This window comes from Flavobacterium sp. UM26 (assembly GCF_057922445.1).
The window spans coordinates 54,983-81,819 of sequence record NZ_JBVHCY010000001.1; the positions used below are offsets into that span (position 1 = coordinate 54,983).

Genomic DNA, 26,837 nt, shown 5'->3' on the forward strand with positions numbered 1-26,837 from the left:
ATTTTTTTAAATTTTGGTTGTATTTCTAGAAAAACGTCGTACATTTGCACCCGAAACAACGCGGGATAGAGCAGTAGGCAGCTCGTCGGGCTCATAACCCGAAGGTCACTGGTTCGAGTCCAGTTCCCGCTACTAAGTTAATTTTACTGAGATTACAAAACGCACATCGCGGGATAGAGCAGTAGGCAGCTCGTCGGGCTCATAACCCGAAGGTCACTGGTTCGAGTCCAGTTCCCGCTACTAAGAAAACACCACTTGAAAAAGCTGGTGTTTTTTTTTTGCTAAAAAAATTATCAATAAGAACTCCACAAAAAAACCTGCTTTTAGCAGGTTTTTTATTAACTAAATTTAAAGCGTATTGATACAAATTATATTGTTTCTAGCAAAACAATTTTTCCATTAGAGGTCAACATCGTCATGTTCAAAGCATCTTTATCTACTAAATTTTTAGATACAGGTCCATTGAACTGATTATATGAAATGTTCAATTCTCTTAATTTTTTCAATGATTCTAATTCTTTAGGAATTAAACCTTTCAACTCATTATCAAACAAACTTAATGTTTCTAAGTCTTTCAATTTAACAATATCAGAGCGTAATTCACCATTTAATCGATTCCCACTAAGCAACATAACTCGTAACGTATGAATAGCATACAATGAAACTGGAATTTTACCTTCTATTTCATTATTATAAATAGACAAAATTTGCAAATGACTTAACTTACCTAGTTCATAAGGCAAACTACCTTTTAACTTATTCATATACAATTCTATTTTAACCAATTGAAGTAAATTACCTACGGTAGGCGGAATAACTCCTGAAAATTGGTTACAAGAAAGATTTAATTTTTCTAAAGATACCAGATTACCTATTGTCTTGGGCAGCGACCCTTCTATTTTATTTTTTGGGAGATTTAATTCTTTTAAGAAAACCAAGTTACCAATTGTTACTGGTAAGTTTCCTGATAAATTGTTGTCTTGCAAATTAATTCCAACAACTTTATCATCCTGAAGTGTTACCCCATACCAAGTACTTATTGGAGCAGCCAAATTCCATTTATTTTTCCATTGACCACCATTAGTCGATTGGTACAAATCTAATAAAGCTTCACGTTCTAAAACAGAAACTGATGCAAACGAACTTGCTGAAAAAGACAAAAACAAGAGGTAAAGTACTTTTTTCATGACTGTTAAATAAAACTTAAATTAACGTTCTAAAAATAGCATACTTAAAGATGAAATACAAATAAAATCGATAAAATACACAAATAAAAAAAACTAACATTATTATCTTACAAATAAAAACAGAAAAGGTCAAACCTTTTTTTTGTACATTTGGTTACTAACCTTTAAATGAATGAATTATGGAAATGAATTTTATAGCACTATTTGTAGCGGCTATTATTACACTTTTTGTGGGTTTCATTTGGTATCACCCAAAAGTATTCGGAACCGTTTGGATGAAAGAAGCCGGATTAACTGAAGATCAGCTCAAAACAGGAAACATGCTGAAAATTTTCGGCTTCACTTACCTATTCTCATTGTTTATTGCTTCTATTGAAATGACACTAACAATTCATCAAATGGGTGCACTTGGAATGGTTGGAGGTCCGGCCAAAGTAAATGAGGCTCTCTCCTCTTATACTGCTTTTATGGCAGATTACGGAACTGCTTTTAGGACTTTCAAACACGGAGCTTTACACGGATTGATGTCGGGTATATTTTTTGCTTTCCCAATAGTTGGAATTAATGGGCTTTTCGAAAGAAAATCTTGGAAATACATTTTAATTCACTCTGGATATTGGATTATTACCCTCACTTTGATGGGAGCCATTATTTGTGGCTGGGTTTAACTAGTTTAAAAATGCGTTTCTTAAGTATTACGAAACGCATTTTTTATTAAAATATATTTCACATCATCATCCCACTGGTTTTTTACCTCAAACTCATAACCTATACCTTTTTAGATTAAATTTGTTCTCTGTACCAATTTTAATCTCTTTGAACACATCTCTTTCCTTCGTTATTTATCAATCTGTAAGCGAACTTCCCGAAAATTGGGATGCTATCGCTAAATCAACTATTTTTTTACAAAGAGATTACTTTAAAATTTTAGAACAATCATGTCCTGCAAACATGAAATGTTTTTTTATCGGTGTGTTTCAAAATAACGAATTAGTTGGTGTTGCTATAAGCCAGTATTTAGATTTAAACAAATTAGAATCTTTTGGAGAACGTGATAAGTGCCTAAAAACAGTTATTAGAAATTTTATTTTCAAACGCTTTTCTTCGCATGTTCTATTTCTTGGCAACTGCATGCTAACCGGAGAAAATGCATATACTTTTTTAGACTTTATCCCTTTTGATGAACAAATAAAAGTGCTTTATGAAGCCCGAAATAGCATCGAAAAAATTTTAAAAAAGGAAGGAATTCGAATTCATTTACGAACCACTAAAGATTTTTCCAAAGCCGAAATAAGCAAAATCAATCAAACGTCATTCGGGTCTATTTTTCAATTTTCTACACAACCCAATATGATTTTTTCAATTCCCGAACATTGGAAGAACGAACATGATTATGTAAACGCTCTATCCAAGAAATATAGAGACCAATACAAAAGGGCACGAAAAAAGGCAGAAGGAGTTTTAAAACATAAGTTGTCGCTTACAGAAATAGAACAAAATAATGAGTTAATTTATGATCTATATTATCATGTAGCAAAAAATGCTCCCTTCAACTCTTTCTTCTTGTCTAAAAACCATTTTACTGAACTAAAGAAAATATGGAAAGATAATTTCCTTTTTTATGGTTATTTCATCGATGATAAATTGATTGGTTTTAATACTCTTATCAAAAATGGCGAAGCCATGGACACTTATTTTTTAGGTTATGACGACACCATTCAGCGAGATAAACTATTGTATTTAAACATGCTATATGACATGATTGCTTATTCTATCAAAAAAAAATTCAAGACCATTATTTTTGCTAGAACAGCTCTAGAAATCAAAAGTTCGGTTGGTGCAAAACCAGAAACTATGTATGGACTTATGGAGCATAAAAACCCAATATTTAATTATTTTTTAACCTATTTTTTTTATTATTTAGAACCTAAAACCGTTTGGAAAAAACGAAATCCTTTCAAATAACTTCATAAAAAAGGCTACTCAAAAAGTAGCCCTTCTCGTTTTGAAAAAAATATTTAAAGCGCTGTTATAATAAATTCACTTCTACGGTTCATTTGATGTTGTTCTTCGGTGCAGTTTGAGGCATTGGTAGGTTCGCAACCACAATCGTTGATGAGTTGTGATTCTCCATAACCTCGTCCGGTAAGCCTAGAGGAATCGATTCCTTTTGAGACCAACCAAGCAATTGTTGCTTTTGCTCTTCTATCTGATAAAGCCATATTGTATTTGGCCGTTTGTCTGCAATCGGTATGAGAACGAATGTCTAATTTCATAGTTGGATTTTGAGTCAAAACATCTAATATTTTGGCTAAATCTAAAGCAGCTTCCTTACGAATATTGGATTTATCCAAGTCAAAATAAATCATTTTGATTCCAAAACATTTACCCAAATCATCACCAACTGCAACTCTACAAATACTACTCTCCAACTGAATATCTAGCTTGGTCTCTCCTGTTACTTCAGCGGTTCTAAGCTTTGTCTCTTTGGATGTATAGTCTTTTTTGTTAGCTCTTACAAAGTAGGTTTTTCTACAATTCACATCAAAAGTATAATAGCCTGAAGCGTCAGATGTGGTCTCTGCTATGACTTTGTATTGTTTATTCAAAAGAACTAGCTGTACGCCTGCTAAAGCCTCACCCGTAGCACTATCGGTTACTATTCCTTTTAAAGTTTGTTTGCACTTGTCTTTACTTATGAACTTATAAATATCATCGGACCCCAATCCTCCATCGCGATTGGAAGAGAAAAAACCTTTGTTGGTCTCACTATCTCTATAGTACCCAAAATCATCTTTGGGAGAATTCACCTCTGCCCCATCATTTTCTACTTCGTCAAAACTACCATCGTTGTTGATTTTGGTGGTAAAAATATCCAATCCTCCTAGTCCAGGATGACCGTCTGAGGCAAAATACAATTGATTGTCTTTGGTTACAAATGGAAAAGTCTCTCTACCTTCGGTATTGATTTCTGCTCCTAAATTGATAGGTTCTCCATAAGTTCCGTTGCTATTAATGGCGACTTTATACAAATCAGATTGCCCAATAGTTCCTGGTCTATCTGAGGCAAAATACAACGTTTGTTCGTCGGGACTCAAGGCCGGATGTGCAGTACTGAAATTATTGCTATTGAATGGCAACTCGGTTACATTGGTCCATCTATTGTTGACCAAAGTGGCTTTATAGATTTTAAGCAACGTAACTTTGTTGGCATCTTTTCCTTTTTTACCGTCCAAATAGTTGTTTCTGGTAAAATACATAGTGTTACCATCTTTAGTAAACACTGGTGTAGCTTCATGAAATTTAGAATTAACATTTGCATCATATCGAACGGGATTACTCGGAATAAGTTCGCCATTGACTCCAGCGGCATACAAATTCGTAAAATGTTCGCCTGTCCAAGCGTGTTTGCGCTGACCTACTCCACCCGTGTCTCTTGCTGAAGTAAAAATCAATTTATTATCAACAATGGCGCTTCCATAATCAGAATATTTAGAATTGATTCCAGCATTTTCAATGGTATAGATGCCAACATTAGCTTTGATTTCTTCTAAATAATCGGTGTTGTTTTTCAAGCGTTTGCTTCGGCTATCGTTTGCAGATTTGCTTTCGAATTTAGCCAATATACTTGCTGCTTCTTTTTCTTTTCCGGTGGCTTTTAATGATTGAGCATAACGGTAATAATACTCTGGTGCTAATTCTGGCTGTAGTTGATAGAGCTTTTCATAGGATTGAGCTGCTTTTTCAAAATCAGAATTAAAATAATAGGCATTGCCCAATTTCTCAAACATTTCTACCGATTGATAGCCTTTTGAAGCAAGTCGTTCGTAGGTTTTAATCGCATCAATGTACGCGTAACTGTTGTATTTTTTATCAGCAGCTGCTATCTTGGCTTTTTGAGCAATACCTGAATTACTCAAAAAAGAGGTTATAGCAAGACAAAGAAGTAACTGTCTTTTCATCGTTTATTTTATTTTTAGAAAAACCTTGGGGTTATTACTTTTTCGTTGTTTTTGAAGATTTCATATCGCAAGAAAATTTCGTGCGAACCTGAATTGTAGTTCTCTAAATTGGTGGTTTCTAAATCGTATCCATACCCAATATACATTCCATCTGTAACTTGAAATCCAACCATCGCACTCATGGCAGCGCTCCAACGATAGGCTACTCCAACGACTACTTTTTCTATGAACATAAAGTTGGCCGAAACATCAACTTGCAACGGAGACCCTTCTACTAATTTGGTTAAAAATGCGGGTTTGAATTTGATATCATTCGACAAATCAAACACATAACCTCCAATTAAATAATAGTTTATTTTCTCTTTAAAAATAGCTACTTGATTATCATCGTATCGATTACTTTGAATAAAATTAGGTACTGACAATCCTAGATAGGCTTTATCTGAATGGTAGTAGATTCCTGCTCCGATGTTTGGAGTGAATACGTTTCTGAGATTTTGAAACTGTGAGTCTCCTTGATCTGCGGGATTAAGTTTGTTTACATTCAAGTTAAATAAATTTGCAGTAGCTTTCATTCCAAAAGAAAGTTTGAAATTCTCTGAGGTGGGAATAGTATATGAAAGGTCTGCAGAAATAGTGTTTTCATTTGTGGGACCAATTTTGTCATTTACAAATGAAACTCCTAATCCTAAATTACTGTTATTAATAGGAGTATTTATAGATGCTGCATTAGTAGTAGGCGCTCCATCCAAACCTACCCATTGAGTTCGGTGCAAAGCAAAGATACTCATAGCGCCTCGGCTCCCTGCATAGGCGGGGTTGATATTTATCGTGTTGTACATGTACTGGGTGAATTGTGCATCTTGTTGGCCATAACTCACCGTAGCTAGTAACATGGTAATGAAAGTGATAATTCTTGTTTTCATTGTATATTTTATTTTAGCCTGAGTTTGTGTCTAGCTCAGGCTATTCTTTTTTAGTTTATCTTGATAAGTATAAATAACCCGCTTTTTGGTTGATGGCTCCACTAATTGGTTTTTTATATTTAACCACATAATAGTAGGTTCCGTTAGGTAGAGCATCGGCTTTGTTTACTGTTACACGACCTTCAGACAATCCAACAAAAACTTTTGAAGCATTATCATAGCCCGACACTTCAAACACCAATACTCCCCAGCGGTTGTAGATTTCAACGGTATTCTCTGGATAGTTCTCTATTCTTTCGATTACAAATACTTCGTTTCTTCCGTCATTATTCGGAGAAAAAGCATTGTGTATCAAAATATCACAAGAAGAGGCACTATCATCAAAATCACAAGGGTCTTTTACCACTATAGTAATCGTAGCTGTGGCACAATTGTTTGTATTAACCACATCACAAATTCTATAGGTTAATACATAGGTTCCAACTGGGGTGCCCGCCGGAATTGTTATTTTCCCTTGTGCATCAACTGTGACACCTGCTATTCCATTTGCATCAACAATAGTAATCACTACTTGAGAAGCACTTACCGTTCCGTTATTCAGTCTGTCATTGGCTAAAATATCCAATACTGTTCCTTTAGAAGAATCAATAGGTTGATTTGAGTAATCATCATTAGTAGCCACAATTACTGGTGCAACAACGGTAACGGTTACTGTAGCAGTTTGACAATTTGATGGGTTGGCCTTCTCACATATTTGATAAGTTAACACATAAGTCCCTGCTGGTGTATTGGCCACAACATCTACTGTTCCATCTGTATTTAAACGCAAATTTGGATTAGTGTTTACTGTGGTCAAATTCACATTCGCTAATGCTAATGGAGCACCATTGAAAGTATCGTTGGCAAGCACATTTATTACATTAGTTGTTACTGAAGTTGAACTTACAATCGGACCAACTGGATCGTTATTGGCTACTATTGTAGCAAACAATTTACATTGGATTCCAAAATCTAATTTGTCATCAACGGGATTCACTACAGATAGTTGAGTATTTTTGGTGCTATTTGTAGTAACACCACACACCACAAAACTTTGAACGGCTGCGCTTTTATCTGTAATAGATCTGTTTAAAGGTGTAGGTAAAACTTTTATCAATCCGGTTGCCGATTTGGCTTGGGCTGCAGCTTCTAAATTAGATTCCATTACTAAGCTAACTTGATAATCACCCCAGTTTCCTTGTGGTGCTCTAGACCTCCAGTAACCTTGGATACTCATCGTGATTTGTCTAGAAAAACCATTTGGCCCTGTGATATAAATATTGGGAACATTAGTAGTGCCATTTCCAAGACCTGCTGCATTGATTTCGCCCTCGTTCTCTTTTCCGGTATATTTTCCATCTCCATTGTAATCAATCCATTCCCACTTACTGTAGTCGATATATCCATTAGCATCTGGTATGTTTTGAGTTACTACTCCATCATTATTGGCATCATACCACTCGTCTTGTAAACCATTACTATTGATATCATACCAAACAAAGTTTCCTAAAACTGGTAAATCTGTTTTATCATAATCGAAATTTCTGACTTCATAGATACATTTTTGAATGTTCAAGAATTGAATACTAGGCCCTACATTATACAAATTTTGCGCACTATTTAAATTAACATCTTGAACTTGTATTATATAATCCCCTGGGGTAAATCCTGTAAAATTATAAGAACCATCTGCTTTGGTTAACATCAACAATACTGGACCTGTGGTTTGTTTATCAGGAATTAAAGTCACAGGTACATTTGCCAATGGTCTATTATTTAACAAATCTCTTACAACTCCAGAAATTTTTGTCGTATTACAAATTACCGTTACTGTCACTGTGGCTTGATCACAAACAACAGGTGTGTTTTTAGTACATATTGAATAAACAAAACTATACGTACCTGCTGGTGTTCCTGCTTTCACATCTACAGAACCGTCAGGATTTAGTATCAAACTACCAGTAGCATCAGGAGTGATGATACTTATGTTTACGTTATTGATTGTGGCTGGTGTTAAGTCAATAAAATCATTAGACAATATGGAAATGACATTTTTAGCACCATTACTTCCATCAATCGACCCAACTGTGTCATCGTCAGCAAAAACAACTGGTGGAGCTGGAGCCGGTAAATTCTGTATCTCTATAACAACAGTTGCTTGATCACATAAAACCGGAGTGCTCTTAGTACAAATTTGATACACTATTGTATAAGTACCTATTGGAGTTCCTGGTGCAACATCAATAGAACCATCTGAATTTAAGGTAAAACCAGTTGGAACTGTTACTCCACTTAAACTAACTGTGCTGTAGGTAGCTGGAGTTAATAATACTCCATTAAAAGTATCATTCAATAAAACACTATTAATTGTTTTTCCAAACAAACTTACTACCTGTTGTAAGCCGTCGTCTACAGCGTCGATAGTGTTTACTACTACTGTAGCTACTGCTGTATCGCAATTCGCTGGGGTGGCACCTACTTCACATAATTCATAGGTAATCGTATATGTGCCACTTGGTGTATTTGGAGCAACAGTAAGGTTTCCATTTGCATCAATACGCAATGGACCGGTAGTTACTGGTGTAACATCAGTGTTAGAGGTCGTTACCGCTACACCATTTAGAGTATCATTTGATAATACATTACCTCCTGTTGAGGCGATAGTGTCGTCATTTGCAACGATTGGATTAGCGACTACTACTGTAGCTACTGCTGTATCGCAATTCGCTGGGGTGGCACCTACTTCACATAATTCATAGGTAATCGTATATGTGCCACTTGGTGTATTTGGAGCAACAGTAAGATTTCCATTTGCATCAATACGTAATGGACCGGTAGTTACTGGTGTAACATCAGTGTTAGAGGTCGTTACTACTAAGCCGTTTAGGGTATCATTTGATAACACATTACCTCCTGTTGAGGCGATAGTGTCGTCAATAGCAACGATTGGATTAGCAACTACTACTGTAGCTACTGCTGTATCGCAATTCGCTGGGGTGGCACCTACTTCACATAATTCATATGTAATTGTATACGTGCCACTTGGTGTATTTGGAGCAACAGTAAGATTTCCATTTGCATCAATACGTAATGGACCGGTAGTTACTGGTGTAACATCAGTGTTAGAGGTGGTTACTGCTAAGCCGTTTAGGGTATCATTTGATAACACATTACCTCCTGTTGAGGCGATAGTGTCGTCATTAGCACAAATTAAATTAGAAATAAATATATCAGCTGAAGCTAATGATATACAACCGAAAGAATTCGTCACTGTATAATTGAAAGTTGTACCTACTGCTAAACCTGTAATAGTGATCGAAGTAGTATTTCCGGTGATATTCCCTGGATTGATTATCCAATTACCTGATGGCAATCCACTCAACACAACACTACCAGTTGCAACTGTACAAGTAGGTTGAATAATTAAATCAACCGTAGGAACTGATGGTGTAGCCAATAGTCCACCTCCATTATAAGTGAAACTAGCTGTAGTAGCCGAACAATTAGAAGCATTTGTTGCTGTGATTGTATACGAGGTTCCATCAATACCGCCTGTGATAACACCTGATGCACCAACTATCAATCCTGATGGTGTAGACGTATAGGTCAAGTTAGCATCGTAAACACTCAGTACATTACTAGCCGCTGATGCGCAAGTAGCTGCGGTTACTGTAACCGTAGGAACTGATGGTGTAGCCAATAGTGCACCTCCATTATAAGTGAAACTAGCTGTGGTAGCCGAACAGTTAGAAGCATTTGTTGCTGTGATTGTATATGAGGTTCCATCAATACCACCTGTGATAACACCTGATGCACCAACTATCAATCCTGATGGTGTTGAAGTGTAGGTCAAGTTAGCATCGTAAACACTCAGTACATTGCTAGCCGCTGATGCGCAAGTAGCTGCGGTTACTGTAACCGTAGGAACTGATGGTGTAGCCAATAGTGCACCTCCATTATAAGTGAAACTAGCTGTGGTAGCCGAACAATTAGAAGCATTTGTTGCTGTGATTGTATATGAAGTTCCATCGATACCGCCTGTGATAACACCTGATGCGCCAACTATCAATCCTGATGGTGTGGACGTATAGGTCAAGTTAGCATCGTAAACACTCAGTACATTGCTAGCTGCTGATGCGCAAGTAGCTGCGGTTACTGTAACCGTAGGTACTGATGGTGTAGCCAATAGTGCACCTCCATTATAAGTGAAACTAGCTGTAGTAGCCGAACAGTTAGAAGCATTTGTTGCTGTGATTGTATATGAGGTTCCATCGATACCACCTGTGATAACACCTGATGCGCCAACTATCAATCCTGATGGTGTGGACGTATAGGTCAAGTTAGCATCGTAAACACTCAGTACATTGCTAGCCGCTGATGCGCAAGTAGCTGCGGTTACTGTAACCGTAGGAACTGATGGTGTAGCCAATAGTGCACCTCCATTATAAGTGAAACTAGCTGTAGTAGCCGAACAGTTAGAAGCATTTGTTGCTGTGATTGTATATGAGGTTCCATCGATACCACCTGTGATAACACCTGATGCGCCAACTATCAATCCTGATGGTGTGGACGTATAGGTCAAGTTAGCATCGTAAACACTCAGTACATTGCTAGCTGCTGATGCGCAAGTAGCTGCGGTTACTGTAACCGTAGGAACTGATGGTGTAGCCAATAGTGCACCTCCATTATAAGTGAAACTAGCTGTAGTAGCCGAACAGTTAGAAGCATTTGTTGCTGTGATTGTATATGAGGTTCCATCGATACCACCTGTGATAACGCCTGATGCGCCAACTATCAATCCTGATGGTGTTGACGTATAGGTCAAGTTAGCATCGTAAACACTCAGTACATTACTAGCCGCTGATGCGCAAGTAGCTGCGGTTACTGTAACCGTAGGAACTGATGGTGTAGCCAATAGTCCACCTCCATTATAAGTGAAACTAGCTGTAGTAGCCGAACAATTAGAAGCATTTGTTGCTGTGATTGTATACGAGGTTCCATCAATACCGCCTGTGATAACACCTGATGCACCAACTATCAATCCTGATGGTGTAGACGTATAGGTCAAGTTAGCATCGTAAACACTCAGTACATTGCTAGCCGCTGATGCGCAAGTAGCTGCGGTTACTGTAACCGTAGGAACTGATGGTGTAGCCAATATTCCACCTCCATTATAAGTGAAACTAGCTGTAGTAGCCGAACAATTAGAAGCATTTGTTGCTGTGATTGTATATGAGGTTCCATCGATACCGCCTGTGATAACACCTGATGCGCCAATTATCAATCCTGATGGTGTAGACGTATAGGTCAAGTTAGCATCGTAAACACTCAGTACATTGCTAGCCGCTGATGCGCAAGTGGCTGCGGTTACTGTAACCGTAGGTTGAGCGGGTCTAGGATTAACTGTAATTATGCCAGAAGTAGAGGCTGGAGTACAACCACCAGTAGTGTTTACTGTATAATTGAAGGTTCCAGCAACCGAGGGAATACCGCTAATAGTAACTACATTTCCAGACCAAGCTCCAGAAACACCAGTTGGCAAACCAGAAAAAGTTGCTCCTGTTGCTCCTGTCGTGGCTAAGGTTATATTAGTAATTGGACTATTAATACAAACTGTTTGATTTGATCCTACTGCAATAGTATTCAAAGGCGTAACAGTTACTGTGACAAAAGCAGTTGGATCTGACTCTCCTAATGTTGTGATTGCAATCCTACGGTATCTAGTAGTTACATTTAAACCCGCTGGGACATCGTAGGTTTCCGAAGTCGCTCCAGATATTGCAGTCCAAGTACTAAATGGACTAACTGCACTTTCCCATCTATAGGTTATAGTTCCGACACCTGTCGCAGATGCTGTACTTGTAAATGCGGTTGGATTACCTCCACTACAAATAGTTTGATTTGCTGCAATCGAACCAGGCAAGACAGTAACCCTTACATAAGCCGTCGCTTTATCACAAATTGTTGGAGTTATACCAGTTGAACATAATTCATATTCTATTGAATAAACTCCATTAACTGTCCCAGATTCAACAGTAATAATACCTGCAGCATTAATTTTTAGTGGACCTTGTGTTTTAGGTGTAACAGTTGTATTTGAGCTTGTCACTGCAATTCCGTCCAAGAGATCATTAGCTTTAACAGAAGTTGTTAAAGTAGATCCCGAAATTACTGTTGCAAATGGTGAGGTTAAACTACCATCATTAACTGCATCGATTGGAATACAATTTACTTGATAAGGAGTTGAAGCAACCGATAAACCACAAGCTTTTGTTCCTGCTACCGAATAAGAACCTGTTTCAGTAGGAACATAAGTTTGACTAGTAGCTCCAGGTATTAAAACATCATTCAAATACCATTGATAAGGCGCCAAACCAGGTTCAGCAGTTAATGCCGTTACACAACCCGCGCCATTGAGTGTTGGAGGGCCTTGCTGTGTAGAATTATCATTATATGAGGATAAATAAGAAGCCATTGAAAAACCACCTCCTTGTTGTACCATACTAATACTCATTCGAACCGCAGAAGTAAATACAAGATCTGTAGGATTTGATAATTGGATATTGGTAAAATCAATTAAATAAAAACCAGAAGTCCCAATTTGTCTTCTTGTCCCAGCAATAGTTTCAAGATCAGTACCATTCATGAAAACCTTTTCTGTTGCACTATTTATCAATACATAACCAAAATAAGGTAAATCGTTGTTATTGTAATGTGTGAATTTTTTGGTCTCAACTCTAAATGATCCAGTACAAGAACTAACCGGAGCTACACAAGCCATATCTACCTCACAACCTTCAGCAGTTCCAGAGTATACCATAATTTTCTTATCCGATGAAATAACAGACGCTGAATATCGAACACCGTCTATTCCATGAAAAATGCTTTGAAAGCTACCCGCTGTCGATAAAGTATAGGTGTTAGTAGCAGTAATAGCTCCAGAAGTATCTACAGTATTTACTACAACCGTGGTATTGTCTTCGGTAGCAATGAATATAGTTTGTTCAGGAAAATTAAGGTTGGTACTAGTACCTCTTGAAGTTCCATTACCCCTTACAACTAAATAATTTGTACCTAAAACGCGAATTGGAGGAATTTGATTTAATACAGCATCTCCACAACCAGGTGCTTGATCCCTCCATTGGCCAGAATTCATCACAACTGGTTTTGTAGCAGTTACCAATGAACCAATAGCTGATTGAAAAAGATACGATTGGCCAGCATTTAGGGTAACCAAAGCGGATCCGTTAACCGAAACTACTGTATTGTTATCGATTGCCATAACAGAGTATACTGGAGCCGCTGAAGCCGCAGGAAAACCACTTGGGGCATAGGCAAATAAACCTGTAAAATTAGAACGGTAATATCCTACTCTAAAAGAAGACCCAATTGCCTCATTACCATAACTAGACAAAGAAGAATTCCCTTTTATTTCAGTAGGACGCCCACCATTTATTGCATCACTCTCTACATTCCTAACAGATACTGCTATGGGTGAAGTGCTAGTAAAAATCAAACCTCTATCATTGTATATAGTGTTGATAGCATTGGCTGGTCTAGTAGCAGGAGCTCCAGTTGGTCGAAAAGAAACTGGTGTTCCAGAAGTTACACTTAAAGTCGTTATAGCAGTACCATCACTCTTGGTAACAGTAACACTAGCTGTCCCTGAAGCAGAGGACACAATAAACTCGTTCGCATTTGAAGAATAATCCCAAGGTGCAGCTGCAATATAATGTTTGGTTGAGTACTGAGAAAAAATCGATTGAGTACAAAAAAATAAAAAAAAGAACAAGAAAAGTTTATTTACACTAAAGTTGAATAAACCAAAAGCATTAAAGCAATGTAGAGTAGAGTTTTTTATCATAAATAAACAGTGATTCAAATTTGTTGATAAGTTCTTTTTACAAGTAATTCTAATCGCCTTTTCTAAAAAAAAATAGGAGAAAAAACTAACAAAAGACTTTACTCCAATTAAGAATTTGTACGTAGAATTAGTACTACAAAAAACAACTCGTTTAATTGGCAAAATTAACAGTATTTTAATCATAACATAATAATTATTAGTGTTTTAAGCAAAAAATCGATTAAATGCATGATTAAATCGACGAAATGCATCTTTTGTTTATAATCCTTCAATTATTTTCACTTTTCAAGAGCAAAAAAAATCGACAAAATGAATGTTTTTTATAAAAATATATTTCTTTTCTTGTTAATAACATTTAATAAAACTCATCAAAAAAGACAGTTATAGGTATAAATACGTGTTTATCCAATTAGCCCATCGTAATGATTATAAATCTGTTACAAAAAACCATCCAATAAAAAAGAAGAAGACAACTAAAAACGAAACATACCTGTATCAATACGAGTTAAGAAAGAAATTAACAACTCGACAATACAAAAGCAAAGACACTGGAACCCTTATAAAACAAGGAAAGAAGAAGTAAAAGGTAAAAAAAAAACAAACTCCAAGATTTCATTTCAAAAGCATGAAACTTTTTTTATTTTTTTTTTCACAATACAACAAAAAAACAAGTAGCTTTTTATTTATTGGAAGTGCTTCCAAAAAATGGAAAAAATAGAATACAAGCAACATTTACATGATACAAATAAAAAACCACTAAAGACTATGGAATAAACACCAAGTCTAAAGTGGTAAATAAATGAAATAAGATTGTATTTTTGGATACTACAACTTATCTATTTCCTCTTGAATAATCTCCCAATCGATAAGCAACTGATCTAACTCTTCCTTCTTTTTGTTGTAAGCGATAAAAAAATTGGCATCTTCAATATGTTTGTCATAATTAGAAGCTAACATTTTGTCATCATGCTGAATATCTTGTTCCAATTGTTTTATTTGATTTTCTATTTTGCTCAACTTATTATGTAATGCTTTATTCTTTTTTTGATCCTCATAGGAAGATTTTGATTTAGCATTGTCTTTGGGAGCAACTTGCTTTTCAACATCTTTTTTCTCAACTTCTCGCATATTCTCTAAATTGCGTTGCTCCAAGAAAAAATTAATATCGCCAAGGTATTCTTTAATTTTTTGATCTTTGAATTCATACACTATGTTTGACATTCCTTGCAAAAAATCACGATCATGAGATACTAATAACAAAGTGCCTCCAAATTTTTGCAGAGCGGCTTTCAAAACATTCTTAGATTTAATATCAAGGTGATTCGTAGGCTCATCCATCAAAAGAACATTTATGGGTTGTAATAAAAGCTTACAGAGCGCTAAACGATTACGTTCTCCTCCAGACAGTACTTTAACCTTCTTCTCAACATCATCTCCTCTGAATAAAAAAGCACCTAACATATCACGAACTTTCATTCTATTCGTATCAGTAGCCGCATTTTCCATTGTTTGTAAAAGAGTTAACTCACCATCTAGATATTCTGCTTGATTCTGAGCAAAATAGCCCAATTGAACGTTATGACCTAACTTTATAGATCCTTCATATTTAAACTCATTTACTATTGCTTTAATAAATGTTGATTTCCCTTGTCCATTTTGTCCAACAAACGCAATTTTACTACCTCGTTCGACCAAAAGATTGATATCTTTTAATATAGTCTTATCACCATAGGATTTAGTAACATTTACAGCTTCAATAACTACTTTACCGGGTTCTTTTGAAACAGGAAAAGAGATACTCATTACAGAGTTATCATCTTCATCTACTTCAATTCGTTCCACTTTATCAAGCTTTTTGATGAGTGATTGAGCCATCGAAGCTTTGGAAGCTTTGGCCCTGAACTTTTCAATTAGTTTCTCTGTTTCTTCAATTTTCTTAGCTTGATTCTTTTGAGTTGCTAACTGTTTTTCTCTAATTTCATGACGCAATTCTAAATATTGAGAATAGGGTTTATTAAAATCATAAGCCTTACCTAATGAAATCTCAATAGTTCTATTGGTTACATTATCTAAAAACATTTTATCGTGAGAAACAATGACCACTACCCCAGGAAAGTTTCTTAAAAAACCTTCTAACCAAATAATACTTTCAATGTCTAAGTGATTTGTGGGCTCATCTAGCAGAAGGATATCATTAGATTGTAATAATAACTTAGCTAATTCAATTCGCATTCTCCAACCTCCTGAGAACGTGTCCGTCTGATTGTCAAAAACTTCTCTTTTAAAACCTAAGCCTAAAAGTATTTTTTCTGTATCACCTACATAATTATAACCACCAAGAAGCTCAAAACGATGAGTGTAATCAGCTAAATCTTCAATGATTTGACCATACTCTTCACTCTCATAATCAGTTCTAGTAACCAATTGATGATTAATTTCTTCAAGTTTTTTTTCAACAATTTTGATTTCAGTAAAGGCTTCATAAGCCTCTTCTAGAACCGTACGCCCAGCTTCAAAATCAATATCCTGACGAAGAAAACCCATTCGCACTTCTTTTTCTTGAGCAATACTTCCTGAATCGGGAGCAAAATCACGAGCTAAAATTTTTAGCATAGTAGATTTCCCTGCTCCATTTTTGCCTACAAGTCCAACTCTATCGCCAGCTCCCAGACGAAAAGTAACTTCTTCAAACAAATACGAACCACCAAAAGAAACGGATAAATTGTGTATATTAAGCATAGAATGTGACTAATGTTACATCGGTAGCAATCTAAAATTGTACCTTTGATAAAATTTTTTGCAAATGTTAAAAAAAGGATCCAAACTAAATAGCATTTTAACAGGAACTTGTCCGAAATGCCAGAATGAAAGCATGTACGAGGATTTAAACCCTCTTAATCTAAGTAAAGTACTAAAAATGAATGAAACCTGCAGTCATTGCGGGTTGAGATATCAAATAGAACCTTCTTTCTTTTACGGTTCTATGTATGTGAGTTATGCCTTAAATGTTGCTGTTGGCATTGCTGCCTTTATTATTTCCTATGTTTTTTTGGGAACTTCAATAAAAAATTCATTTTTCGTGATACTGGGGACTTTACTTCTTTTATTTCCATGGATTTTAAGATGGTCAAGGAATATCTATATCAACTTGTTTATCAGTTATGACCCAACAAGTACAAAAAAGTAGATTATTTTCGATACTTCTTTAAAAATCTAACCCAATTAATTTCTGAATCCAAAGGCATTTTATTTTCTATATGATTATACAATGCCTTTGCCATAGATGGACCAAGCATCACTCCCCTTGTTCCAAGTCCATTTAAAATATGTAATTGAGGATGAAGATCATGAGTACCAATAAGTGGCTTACGATCACGTACAGTAGGTCTGACACCTGCAAAATGTTCAATTATCTCAAAATCACAATTAATAATTTCTTGAATACGCTCCAATAACTCCATTCGTCCTGATTCAGTTGGCAAATCTGTTTTATCTTTCCAATTATAAGTCGCACCAACTTTAAACAAATCGCCTCCAAGAGGCAAAATAAAAACACTAGTATTTACTATAACATCTATATTCAGTTCAGGTGCTTTTATAATAAACAACTCCCCTTTAGTACCATCAAGCGGTAAAAAATTAAAAAAAGGATTGTACTGTAAACCAAAGCCTTCTGCAAAAATTAAATGCTTCGCTTTAATTCCATTATACTCGATTCCATCTTCATTAAAAAAAATTTCAGAATACTTAAAATCTTCTTTATAATAGACTCCTGCCTCATGAAGAAAATTACGATAATGTTGTAAAAGAAGCGAAGTATCAACGTAACCCGTTTGTAATACTTCCCCATATCCATAAGGAGCATGAATCCCATTAAAATTAGAAAATTGTAAAGTATTAGATAAAAAGGGAGAAAGGGCTTTTTTATCAGAAGCTATGAACCAATTATTTTGCTCTTCAACAGAAAAGAATTTTCTATATATAGGCATTTTATGATCAAATGTAATAGAAAATTTATCTTTTAAGCTACTATAAAATTCAGCCATATCTTTCAATTGATTCTCAGCTCCCCACACTTCGGAGAAGCGTTTAAGAATAACAGGATTATACAAACCTCCGGCAATACGAGAAGAATTTTGTGAATCATTGTCAAAAACAATAATTTTTTTATTATTGTTCAAGGCTAATTCTGCAAAAGAAATCCCTGCTAAACCAGCACCCACTATTAAAAAATCAATCATATCAATATACATAAGGTTAAAAACAAAAAACTCTTACCATATAGTAAGAGTTTTTTGGAGAATAGACTAATTGTATTAGTAATTCCACATATCTTGTTCGAAATTACGAATCTTCTCTTTAATTCTTTCAGATTCTAAAAGTTGATTTTGAGAGTTATCTTTCATGTAATCTTCAATAGCTCGATCACCGTAGATATTTTCTTCTTTGTAAACAACGGCATTAAATCTTCTTGAATTCAAAATCTGATCATAAGAAATTGGCATGGATGAATTTTTCTCATTAAAAGTTTTAGCTTCATGCAATACCTCTCTCGCTGCTGGGAAAAAGATCCAAAACAATTCAATATAATCTTTTTCTTCACTGTTCATCGTGTAAACATCAGGTGTCACAGGACAAATTCCAAGCAAACGATATTTCAATTCACTCTGACGCTTATCAAAATACCAAAAACCTTTAATCTTGTATTGACTAACATCCTGTGCTGTAAGATCTTGTTTCAAGATATATTCAGCAGGAATTGATTTAGTTGGACCAACGGTTTCGTCAACATAAGTAACGGTTTTCTTCTTACCTGTTCCAGTTACAACTTTTTTCTTAACCACTCTACTTCTATAAGCATCAGGATCTTGATTTATCAATTCTCTACCTGCATCAGTAGTATCAATACGAGATAAAGAACCTTGTATATCTTTTAGCGATTTTTTGGTATTAAAATAACTATCTGTATATACTTCGGTAATCTTACCTGACTTCATTGCTTTTGTTAATACATCGTATAAAGAACGTCTGTCTGGTCCAATGTTAGCAGTATCTATCGGAAAGTATAAAGGAAAATTGATTTTTTCACTTAAATCAATAATTTCCCATGTAGTTTTCCCCATCAAAATATCTCTATCATGAACATAACCGTAAGCTAATGGTCTGTCGTTATCAGAAATAAGTTGTGCTTTAGTCTTTAGTCCAATTTCACTAGGTTTTTTAGCATTCAAAAGATTGGATTGAGAAAATCCAGTCACACTACCTAATACAGTGACAATAGCTATTAAAAAAAATCTTACATTCATCATGGTGTCCTTATAAATATTGAGTAGTTTATTACAAACGTACTATTATTGTATTTCGTAAATTACTGGAGCTGTTCTTGGTAACAAATAACTACCAGCACCCACTAATTTAGTTTTGATTTCAGAAATCGTAACTTGATCTCCTCTTCCAGCTTTAGATAAAGCAGTGATACATTGCGAATTCAAACGGTTTCCTGAAACTACAACAGTTGGTTGACCAGCAATCTTAAAGTTGAATCCTACAACATCTAATCCTACTTCAAAATCAAAATCTACTAATTTAGCTCCAATTGTTGCCACTTGAAGGTTTGATTTAGGTCCTTTTACAACACCCATTTCCCCTCTAATAGTACCAGCTGGACCAGGAATACCTTTAATTCTATATACTTTCTTATCTGATGCAATTTTACCATCAGACATTTTACCAGTAACATTAATAACAACCTCAGTACCTGTACCTGGACTCATGTTGTATTTACCGTTACCCACTTTTGTCAAACCTGGTGCAGAAGCTACAACATCTTTGTCAGAAATACCAGCAAAAGAAATCGACATTGGATTTACAACTCCACGGTATACAACGTTCATTTTATCAGCAGAGATAGTAGCAGAATTTGGTCTTGGAACTACAACATATTTACCCTCAAACTTCAATGGAATAGTTTTACCATCTTCTAAGAATGTAAATTGACCATTAATGTTTTGTTCACCAACACCTCCTGCAGTAAGAGAGATAACAGCTTGACCGTTTTCTAATTTACCAGGTCCTTGAAAAGAAGTAGGTTTAGTATTTTCGTCATAACGTCCCAAAACTACTTTCCCTTTTACATTTTCTCCTTGAAAATAAGCATTCTTTTCTAATACTACAATCGCTTGATAGTTGCTATATGAAGCTGCTTCAACAGCTGCCTTCCCTAATGCTGAGTTATAAACATCAGTCTCAACTTTCTTAACATCATTTTGCCAAGCCGATAATTTTGCTAAAGAAGCAACAGCAGGAAAACCTTTAAAATGATAATTTAAGTATTTAATTTTAACACCCTCTTTATCTTTAACATCTTCTACATTGAATTTATTTTCAACTTCACGAACGATAGAAGCATATTTTTTATCTGTTCCTAAAGCGGCTTTCATATCTGCTTTATACTTTTCGATCTTAGCTATAATATCGTTCCCTTTTTTGGTATATCCTTCACCAATAAACCAATTGTCAATATTGTCACCTTTGTCCATATTTTCATAAGGAAGTTTACCTGTTTCAGAATCAACTGTAAATCCTTTTAAAACATCAGTTTTCAAGGTAGCAACATAAGCATCAAACTCTTTAGTTATGCTTTCTACTTTATGTGCAGTTGCTGCAGCAGCAACGAAATCACCTTTTGCCTCAGCCGCTTTGGTATCAAGAGACAATAATAAAGATTGGTTAGACTGAGTAGAGGCTGTGTTTGCACTCTCAAATTTTTCATTCATTAATCCAAAAGCAGATAAAACTTCTTTGGACATATTCATTGCTAACATTGCGATGAAAACCAAGTACATTAGGTTAATCATCTTCTGTCTAGGGGTCAATTTTCCTCCTGCCATTTTTTCTAAATAATTAGTTTAATAATTTAATAATTGTAGTTTAAAACTAATTATCCTTTGTTGTTCATTGCAGAAAGCATTCCTCCATAAACATTGTTTAAAGAAGCAATATTTGCAGTCATTGAAGCCATTTGTTCTTTCAATTTACTAGCGTTTTCTGCTATTTCTTTGTTAGCCTCAGCGTTTCTTGAAGCACTTTCTAATTGAACTTTATATAAACTATTTAATGATTCCATTTGTGCAGCAGCCATAGATAACTCTTCGCTGTATTTTTTTGTAGATGCAATAGAATCAACTGTTGGAGAAATAGCTTTAGCCGCTCCTTCAAAGTTTTTGATACTATTTCCTAAACTTGACATCAATTCAGAGTCAATTCTAGCTTCTTTCAACATTGCATCTAATTTTTGAGATAAAATTCCTTGAGCATCAACTGGCTCTTCTTTTTTAGCTTTTGGTTTAGCTTGACCATTGGCTAATTCAGGATAAACTAACGTCCAGTCCAATTCGTCTTCAACTGGTTCGAATGCAGATAAAGCAAAAATTAAAGCCTCAGTTACTAGACCGATAGATAACATCAAAGTTCCTGTAAGTGGTCCAATTTCAAAGTGAGTAATTTTGAATAATGCTCCGATAATTACTACTGCCGCTCCCATACCGTAAGCGAAATTCATTGTTTTTTTGCTTAATAATGCCATGATAATTTGATTTTAGGTTAATTAAAAATATTTAGATTTGGTTTAATTTATTTTCTTCCTTTGGTGGTACCTGTAACTTGAGTACCCATATAATCTTGAACGGTTCTGAAACCGATAAAACTTCTTGCTGAGTCTGCGTATTCAAAATCTCTTGTGCTCACTTGCAAGAAGTAGGCAACATCTTTCCATGAACCTCCGCGAACTACTTTACGTTTGTTTGAAGCGTCTGATACATTAGGATTCATAGTCGAAACATATTCAAATCCGTTTGGATCGTAGGCATCATTAGTCCATTCTGCCACGTTACCTGCCATGTTATATAAGTTGTATCCGTTTGGCTCATATGATTTCGCTTCAACTGTATATAAAGCATTATCTGCTGCATAATCTCCACGACTTGGCTTAAAGTTGGCTAAGAAACATCCTCTGTCGTTTTTAGTGTAAGGTCCTCCCCATGGGTAAGTAGCAGATTCTAAGCCACCTCTTGCAGAGTATTCCCATTCCGCTTCAGTAGGTAAACGGAAAGAGTTTACTAAGTCACGCCCTTTTTGTTTTGACTTGATATAGGTGTTTTTATTTTGTGTTCTCCAAGCACAGAATGCTTTGGCTTGGGTCCATTTCACACCCACTACAGGATATTCACCATAAGCTTTGTGCCAGAAATAATCATTATGCATTGGCTCATTATATGAATACGAATAATCTTTAATCCAAACTGTAGTATCAGGATATACGTTGATTTCTTCTGTTCTAACGAAGTCTTTTCTCGAACCCTTTTTAGCTTTTGCTGCTGCTTGGATATCCATCCAAGTGTATTTGTATTTCAATTTATTGACATCAATTGTTCTAAGACCGTTGTAGGATTGGTCTATTGGCAAATACATTGAATCCATTACTTCAGCGTAGTACTCATCAGGATATTTTTTAGTATCTTTAATCAATTTCACTTTGCGATTCAATTTTTTGAAAGCATAAGGATCTTTCTCGCTACCTACACTATAATAATTATCATACATGTATTTATCGTAAGCGGTCATTTTAGCAGGATCTGAATCATTAAATGCAAAATCTCCAATACTTCCTGCATTTTTTCCTTTGCCAGCAGCAGCTTTTTGCCCACTGTCTTCCGCTAGAATTGCTAAACGCATTCTAATTGTTGAATCTTTTACCCATTCTACAAAAGAACGGTATTCACTATTCGTAATTTCGGTTTCGTCCATATAGAATGAACGCACGGTAACGGTTTTAGTTGGTGCATCGTCAATAGCAGCTATATCATGCTCTGATTTACCCATAATAAAAGAACCTCCTGGAACCAATGTCATTCCGTAAGGTTTTTCTGGGTGCCACTTACCTCCTTTAACACCTACTAATTCTCCTTTATCGCTTGATTTACCACAGCTTATTAACAAAGTTAAAAATGCCGTAAACACAATGATTTTCTTCATATAAATTTGGGGGTTAACTATTCATTATTTAAAGTTTGTAAACCTATTTATTATTTTTTAAATAAACAATTTTTACAAGAAACAAATCGATATTTTTTTTAATTACTTTTAAACACTGTTTTTACGCTGTGCTTTCCACCATCGCTCTGGCAATTCTTGGTTACAAGCTGCCAAATACTCTTCATAAGAACAGGGTAACAACGTATTTCTTTTTAATTTATTGTTGCCATTGGTCAAAAAAGGAATCTCTATCCACCATCTGTCCGTTTTGTTGCTTTTATAAAAAACCAACTCCTCTTCTTCTAGTGGAACAATGTATTTGATATAGTTGTCTTTTGTTCCAAATGGATATTCTCCAGAGCGAAATTGATATCCTTCAATAAAATACCAAATTATTTGCGCAATCAAAACGGCTTCCTGAGCTGTATTGTAATGATTAAAAATACCAAACAAAGACACCTTATCACTTATTCCTGCATAGCGAGACAAAGAACAAATCTCCTTTCCATTAAAACCATTCGGCGCGAAAATATTAAAATTTCCCGAATCCGAAGACTTTACAGCAGTTAAATCTAAACTTACTACATCAGCATCTCTAAAAACAGGCTCTGCGAGTGCAATATTATTAGAAATCTCTCCTAATCTGTAGGCATCAAAATATAATTTTTCTATTATATCAATCTCTTCCTGAGAATTATAATACGTTTGATAACCAATATTACAATAGTTAAAAAGATTATTAGGAGTATCTATTACCATTTTAGTCAAGTAGGAACTATTAGACAAGCGATCCGTTTCCTTACCAAAATCAAATCTGTTATCTATTGCTACTAAATTTACCATTTGCTCTAACTCATCGTAAGCTCGATATAATGCATAAGTAAGATCTTGTGAACCTCCAATTACTATTGGAACAATTCCTTTTTTAATCAAACTTGCTACTACTTTTTTGACAGCAAAATAAGTGTCCATAGCCGAATTACCTGGCAAGATATCACCTAAATCCGTAATTCCCATTTTCCAGTTTCCTATGAACAATCCATAAAACGATTTACGAACTGCTCTCAAATCAACTACGGATTTTACATTATCATCCCCTCTATTCTCAAGCACTCCAATCAGTGCAATTTTAACCTCATTTAAATCCGGAAATGAGTCATCGGTATGCAATGAAATACTTCCACCAATATGTTGAGCGGATAATTCGTTTCTAAAATCTACAATTTCGTTATCAATGGGTACAAGAAAATCAAACTCCATGGTTTACTTTTTTTTAGCGACCGTTTTTTTGGTTGTGGCGGTTTTCTTTGTTGCTGCTTTTTTGGCTGGAGCTTTTTTAGCTGGTGTTTTTTTAGCTGGTGTTTTCTTTGCAATCATCTCCTGAACCTCGGCTAGAGTGAGTTTGGATGCATCAACCTCTTTTCCTAATTCAATTTTTATTTTACCTTTAGTAATAACCGAACGTCCCCAGCGTGCTTTTTCAACCAAAATACCTTCCTCTTCCCAATTGTGAATGACTTTATCAATATTCTTTTGTAATTTATCCTCAATTAAAAACTCAATATCTGCTTGAGATAAATTATCAAAATCAAATTTTTTAGAAACATTGATAAAAATGCCATTCCATTTAATAAAAGGACCAAACCTTCCTGTTCCTTTTTGAACACTTTCACCTTTATAAACAGCAATTGGAGCATCGGCCAATGCCTTTTGATCAATAAGTTCCTGAGCTCGTTCCAATGATACATCTAATGGATCCTCACCTCGGGGCAAAGAAATAAATACCGCTCCGTGACGCACATAAGGTCCGAAACGACCATTACTTACCTCAACTTCTTCTCCTTTATATGTACCTAAATTTTTAGGTAATAAAAATAAATTTAATGCTTCTTCTAAGGTAATGCTTCCAATGTTTTGCTCGTTACGCAAACTAGCAAACTTTTTGTCTTCATCTTCAGCATCTCCTATTTGAGCCATTGGACCAAACTTACCTAAACGAACCGAAACAGGTTTTCCTGAGACTGGATCAATTCCTAAAATACGTTCTCCACTTTCTCTATCCGCATTTTCCTCAACATCTTTTACATTAGGATGGAATTTATCGTAGAACTCTTGCATCATTGTAGCCCATTCGATGTTACCCTCAGCAATCTCATCGAAATCTTGCTCCACTTTTGCAGTAAAATTATAATCCAAAATAGAGCCAAAATTTTTCACCAAGAAATCGGTTACTATGGTTCCAATATCCGTAGGTACTAATTTTCCTTTATCAGAACCTGTATTTTCTTTTAATACTTTTTCAGCTATTTTTCCTGCTTGAAGCGTAAGTTGTGTATAATTACGCTCTTGCCCTTCTAGCGTTCCTTTTTCGACATAATTTCTATTAATAATCGTAGAAATTGTTGGAGCATAAGTAGAAGGACGACCAATACCAAGTTCCTCTAATTTCTTCACCAAAGAAGCTTCCGTATATCTTGCAGCAGGTCGAGAATAACGTTCTGTTGCCGTAATGAATGAGTTCGCTAATGGCTCATTTACTTTTAAAGCAGGCAACATCCCTTCTTGCTCTTCCTCATCATCATCATGTCCTTCTAAGTAAACTTTTAGAAAACCTTCAAAAAGCAACACTTCGCCAGAAGCCACAAAAACTTCACTGTGATTATTCGCTTCAATTTTTACGTTGGTACGTTCTAATTCGGCATCACTCATTTGAGAAGCCAAAGTTCGTTTCCAAATCAAATCGTACAAACGCGCTTGGTCTCTATCTACATTTACGGTATGCAAAGACATGTCTGTTGGACGAATCGCCTCGTGTGCTTCTTGTGCTCCTTTGCTTTTATTTGCAAAAGTTCTTGGCTTAGAAAATTCCTTCCCGTATGATTTTATAATTTCGGCTTGAGCCGCTTCCATCGCTTCTTTAGACAAATTAACACTATCCGTTCTCATATAAGTAATCAATCCCGCCTCATATAAACGTTGTGCTAACTGCATCGTGATTCCAACTGGTAAATACAATTTACGAGCCGCTTCTTGTTGTAAAGTTGAAGTAGTAAATGGTGCAGTAGGTGATTTTTTAGTTGGTTTCGTTTCTAAATCTGAAACCTTATATTGGGAGTTGGTATTTTTATTTAAAAAATCTTGTGCTTCTTGTTTCGTGGCAAAATTTTTAGGCAATTTAGCTTTTACTATTTTTCCTGCTTCATTCGTAAACTCAGCAACAACGGAATAACTAGCTGTAGGAACAAAATTTTGAATCTCTCTTTCACGCTCAACAATCAAACGAACTGAAACAGATTGTACGCGTCCCGCAGAAAGTCCTCCTTTGATTTTTCTCCAAAGTACTGGAGACAACTCATACCCTACTAATCGATCTAAAACACGACGAGCCTGCTGAGCATTCACTAAATTATAATCAATCTCACGAGGATTTTCAATAGCTTTTACTATTGCATTCTTGGTGATTTCGTGAAAAACGATACGTTTGGTTTTTTTTGCATCTAATTTTAGTTCCTCTGCCAAATGCCATGAAATAGCCTCTCCCTCACGGTCCTCATCGCTCGCTAACCAAACCGTTTCTGCATTTTTAGAAAGTGTTCTCAATTTACTCACCAAGGCTTTTTTATCCGAAGACACTTCGTACTTGGGTTTAAATCCATTTGCTACATCTACTCCTATTTCTTTTGAAGGCAAGTCGGCAATATGACCGTAACTTGACTCTACTTGAAAATCACTTCCTAGAAATTTTTCGATTGTTTTGGCCTTTGCAGGTGACTCCACTATTACTAAATTCTTTGCCATATCCCGTTTGTTTGTGTCGGCAAAAGTA

Annotated in this window: 15 protein-coding genes and 2 tRNA genes; 5 read left to right on the top strand and 12 right to left on the bottom strand. The window is 35.5% G+C overall.

Translation table 11 applies throughout. The features are described from left to right. The first annotated feature begins 59 nt into the window (after positions 1-59). Together ACZ1AQ_RS00245 and ACZ1AQ_RS00250 are read left to right on the top strand one after the other, a co-directional pair. Positions 60-132: transfer RNA gene (locus ACZ1AQ_RS00245), tRNA-Met, on the top strand. Positions 133-167: 35 nt separating this feature from the next. After that, positions 168-240, top strand: a tRNA-Met gene (locus ACZ1AQ_RS00250). A gap of 128 nt (positions 241-368) precedes the next feature. Here the strand turns inward: ACZ1AQ_RS00250 and ACZ1AQ_RS00255 are convergent. Further along, positions 369-1,187 (bottom strand): leucine-rich repeat domain-containing protein, encoded by an 819-nt coding sequence (locus ACZ1AQ_RS00255; RefSeq protein WP_489630969.1) that lies wholly within the window; start codon positions 1,185-1,187, stop codon positions 369-371. Positions 1,188-1,366: 179 nt separating this feature from the next. Here ACZ1AQ_RS00255 and ACZ1AQ_RS00260 point away from each other — a divergent pair, with 179 nt between their 5' ends. Next, positions 1,367-1,855 carry a DUF1761 domain-containing protein gene (locus ACZ1AQ_RS00260; protein WP_489630970.1) on the top strand — a complete coding sequence of 163 codons (489 nt, stop codon included), beginning with the start codon at positions 1,367-1,369 and terminating at the stop codon, positions 1,853-1,855. Positions 1,856-2,003: 148 nt separating this feature from the next. Beyond that, positions 2,004-3,152 carry an 8-amino-7-oxononanoate synthase gene (locus ACZ1AQ_RS00265; protein WP_489630971.1) on the top strand — a complete coding sequence of 383 codons (1,149 nt, stop codon included), beginning with the start codon at positions 2,004-2,006 and terminating at the stop codon, positions 3,150-3,152. A 53-nt stretch (positions 3,153-3,205) separates the two neighbouring features. Here the strand turns inward: ACZ1AQ_RS00265 and ACZ1AQ_RS00270 are convergent, their stop codons facing one another. From ACZ1AQ_RS00270 to ACZ1AQ_RS00285, 4 genes are all read right to left on the bottom strand, one after another. Next, positions 3,206-5,149 carry an OmpA family protein gene (locus ACZ1AQ_RS00270; protein ID WP_489630972.1) on the bottom strand — a complete coding sequence of 648 codons (1,944 nt, stop codon included), beginning with the start codon at positions 5,147-5,149 and terminating at the stop codon, positions 3,206-3,208. A gap of 14 nt (positions 5,150-5,163) precedes the next feature. Then, a complete protein-coding gene (locus ACZ1AQ_RS00275; RefSeq protein WP_489630973.1) occupies positions 5,164-6,075 on the bottom strand; it encodes a PorP/SprF family type IX secretion system membrane protein in 912 nt (303 codons plus the stop codon). Positions 6,076-6,130: 55 nt separating this feature from the next. Continuing rightward, positions 6,131-13,978, bottom strand: coding sequence for a T9SS type B sorting domain-containing protein (locus ACZ1AQ_RS00280; protein ID WP_489630974.1), 7,848 nt, complete (start codon positions 13,976-13,978; stop codon positions 6,131-6,133). Positions 13,979-14,803: 825 nt separating this feature from the next. Then, positions 14,804-16,717 carry an ABC-F family ATP-binding cassette domain-containing protein gene (locus tag ACZ1AQ_RS00285; RefSeq protein ID WP_489630975.1) on the bottom strand — a complete coding sequence of 638 codons (1,914 nt, stop codon included), beginning with the start codon at positions 16,715-16,717 and terminating at the stop codon, positions 14,804-14,806. Positions 16,718-16,781: 64 nt separating this feature from the next. On the opposite strand from ACZ1AQ_RS00285, the gene ACZ1AQ_RS00290 reads away from it, so the two are divergent. Beyond that, positions 16,782-17,165, top strand: coding sequence for a DUF983 domain-containing protein (locus ACZ1AQ_RS00290; RefSeq protein WP_489630976.1), 384 nt, complete (start codon positions 16,782-16,784; stop codon positions 17,163-17,165). 1 nt (position 17,166) lies between these two features. Here the strand turns inward: ACZ1AQ_RS00290 and ACZ1AQ_RS00295 are convergent, their stop codons facing one another. From ACZ1AQ_RS00295 to topA, 7 genes are all read right to left on the bottom strand, one after another. Then, positions 17,167-18,219: an NAD(P)/FAD-dependent oxidoreductase gene (locus ACZ1AQ_RS00295; protein WP_489631349.1), complete on the bottom strand. Its 1,053-nt coding sequence runs from the start codon at positions 18,217-18,219 to the stop codon at positions 17,167-17,169. Between the two features lie 75 nt (positions 18,220-18,294). Further along, on the bottom strand, positions 18,295-19,284 hold the full coding sequence (porN, locus tag ACZ1AQ_RS00300) for a type IX secretion system ring subunit PorN/GldN (protein ID WP_489631350.1): 990 nt from the start codon (positions 19,282-19,284) through the stop codon (positions 18,295-18,297). A gap of 45 nt (positions 19,285-19,329) precedes the next feature. Beyond that, a complete protein-coding gene (gene porM / locus ACZ1AQ_RS00305) occupies positions 19,330-20,868 on the bottom strand; it encodes a type IX secretion system motor protein PorM/GldM (protein ID WP_489630977.1) in 1,539 nt (512 codons plus the stop codon). A gap of 50 nt (positions 20,869-20,918) precedes the next feature. Continuing rightward, on the bottom strand, positions 20,919-21,563 hold the full coding sequence (porL, locus tag ACZ1AQ_RS00310) for a type IX secretion system motor protein PorL/GldL (protein ID WP_489630978.1): 645 nt from the start codon (positions 21,561-21,563) through the stop codon (positions 20,919-20,921). A 47-nt stretch (positions 21,564-21,610) separates the two neighbouring features. Continuing rightward, positions 21,611-23,011: a T9SS ring complex lipoprotein PorK/GldK gene (gene porK, locus ACZ1AQ_RS00315; protein ID WP_489630979.1), complete on the bottom strand. Its 1,401-nt coding sequence runs from the start codon at positions 23,009-23,011 to the stop codon at positions 21,611-21,613. A gap of 108 nt (positions 23,012-23,119) precedes the next feature. Beyond that, positions 23,120-24,271: a formimidoylglutamase gene (locus ACZ1AQ_RS00320; RefSeq protein ID WP_489630980.1), complete on the bottom strand. Its 1,152-nt coding sequence runs from the start codon at positions 24,269-24,271 to the stop codon at positions 23,120-23,122. Between the two features lie 3 nt (positions 24,272-24,274). After that, positions 24,275-26,809 (bottom strand): type I DNA topoisomerase, encoded by a 2,535-nt coding sequence (gene topA / locus ACZ1AQ_RS00325; protein WP_489630981.1) that lies wholly within the window; start codon positions 26,807-26,809, stop codon positions 24,275-24,277. Positions 26,810-26,837 lie beyond the last annotated feature (28 nt).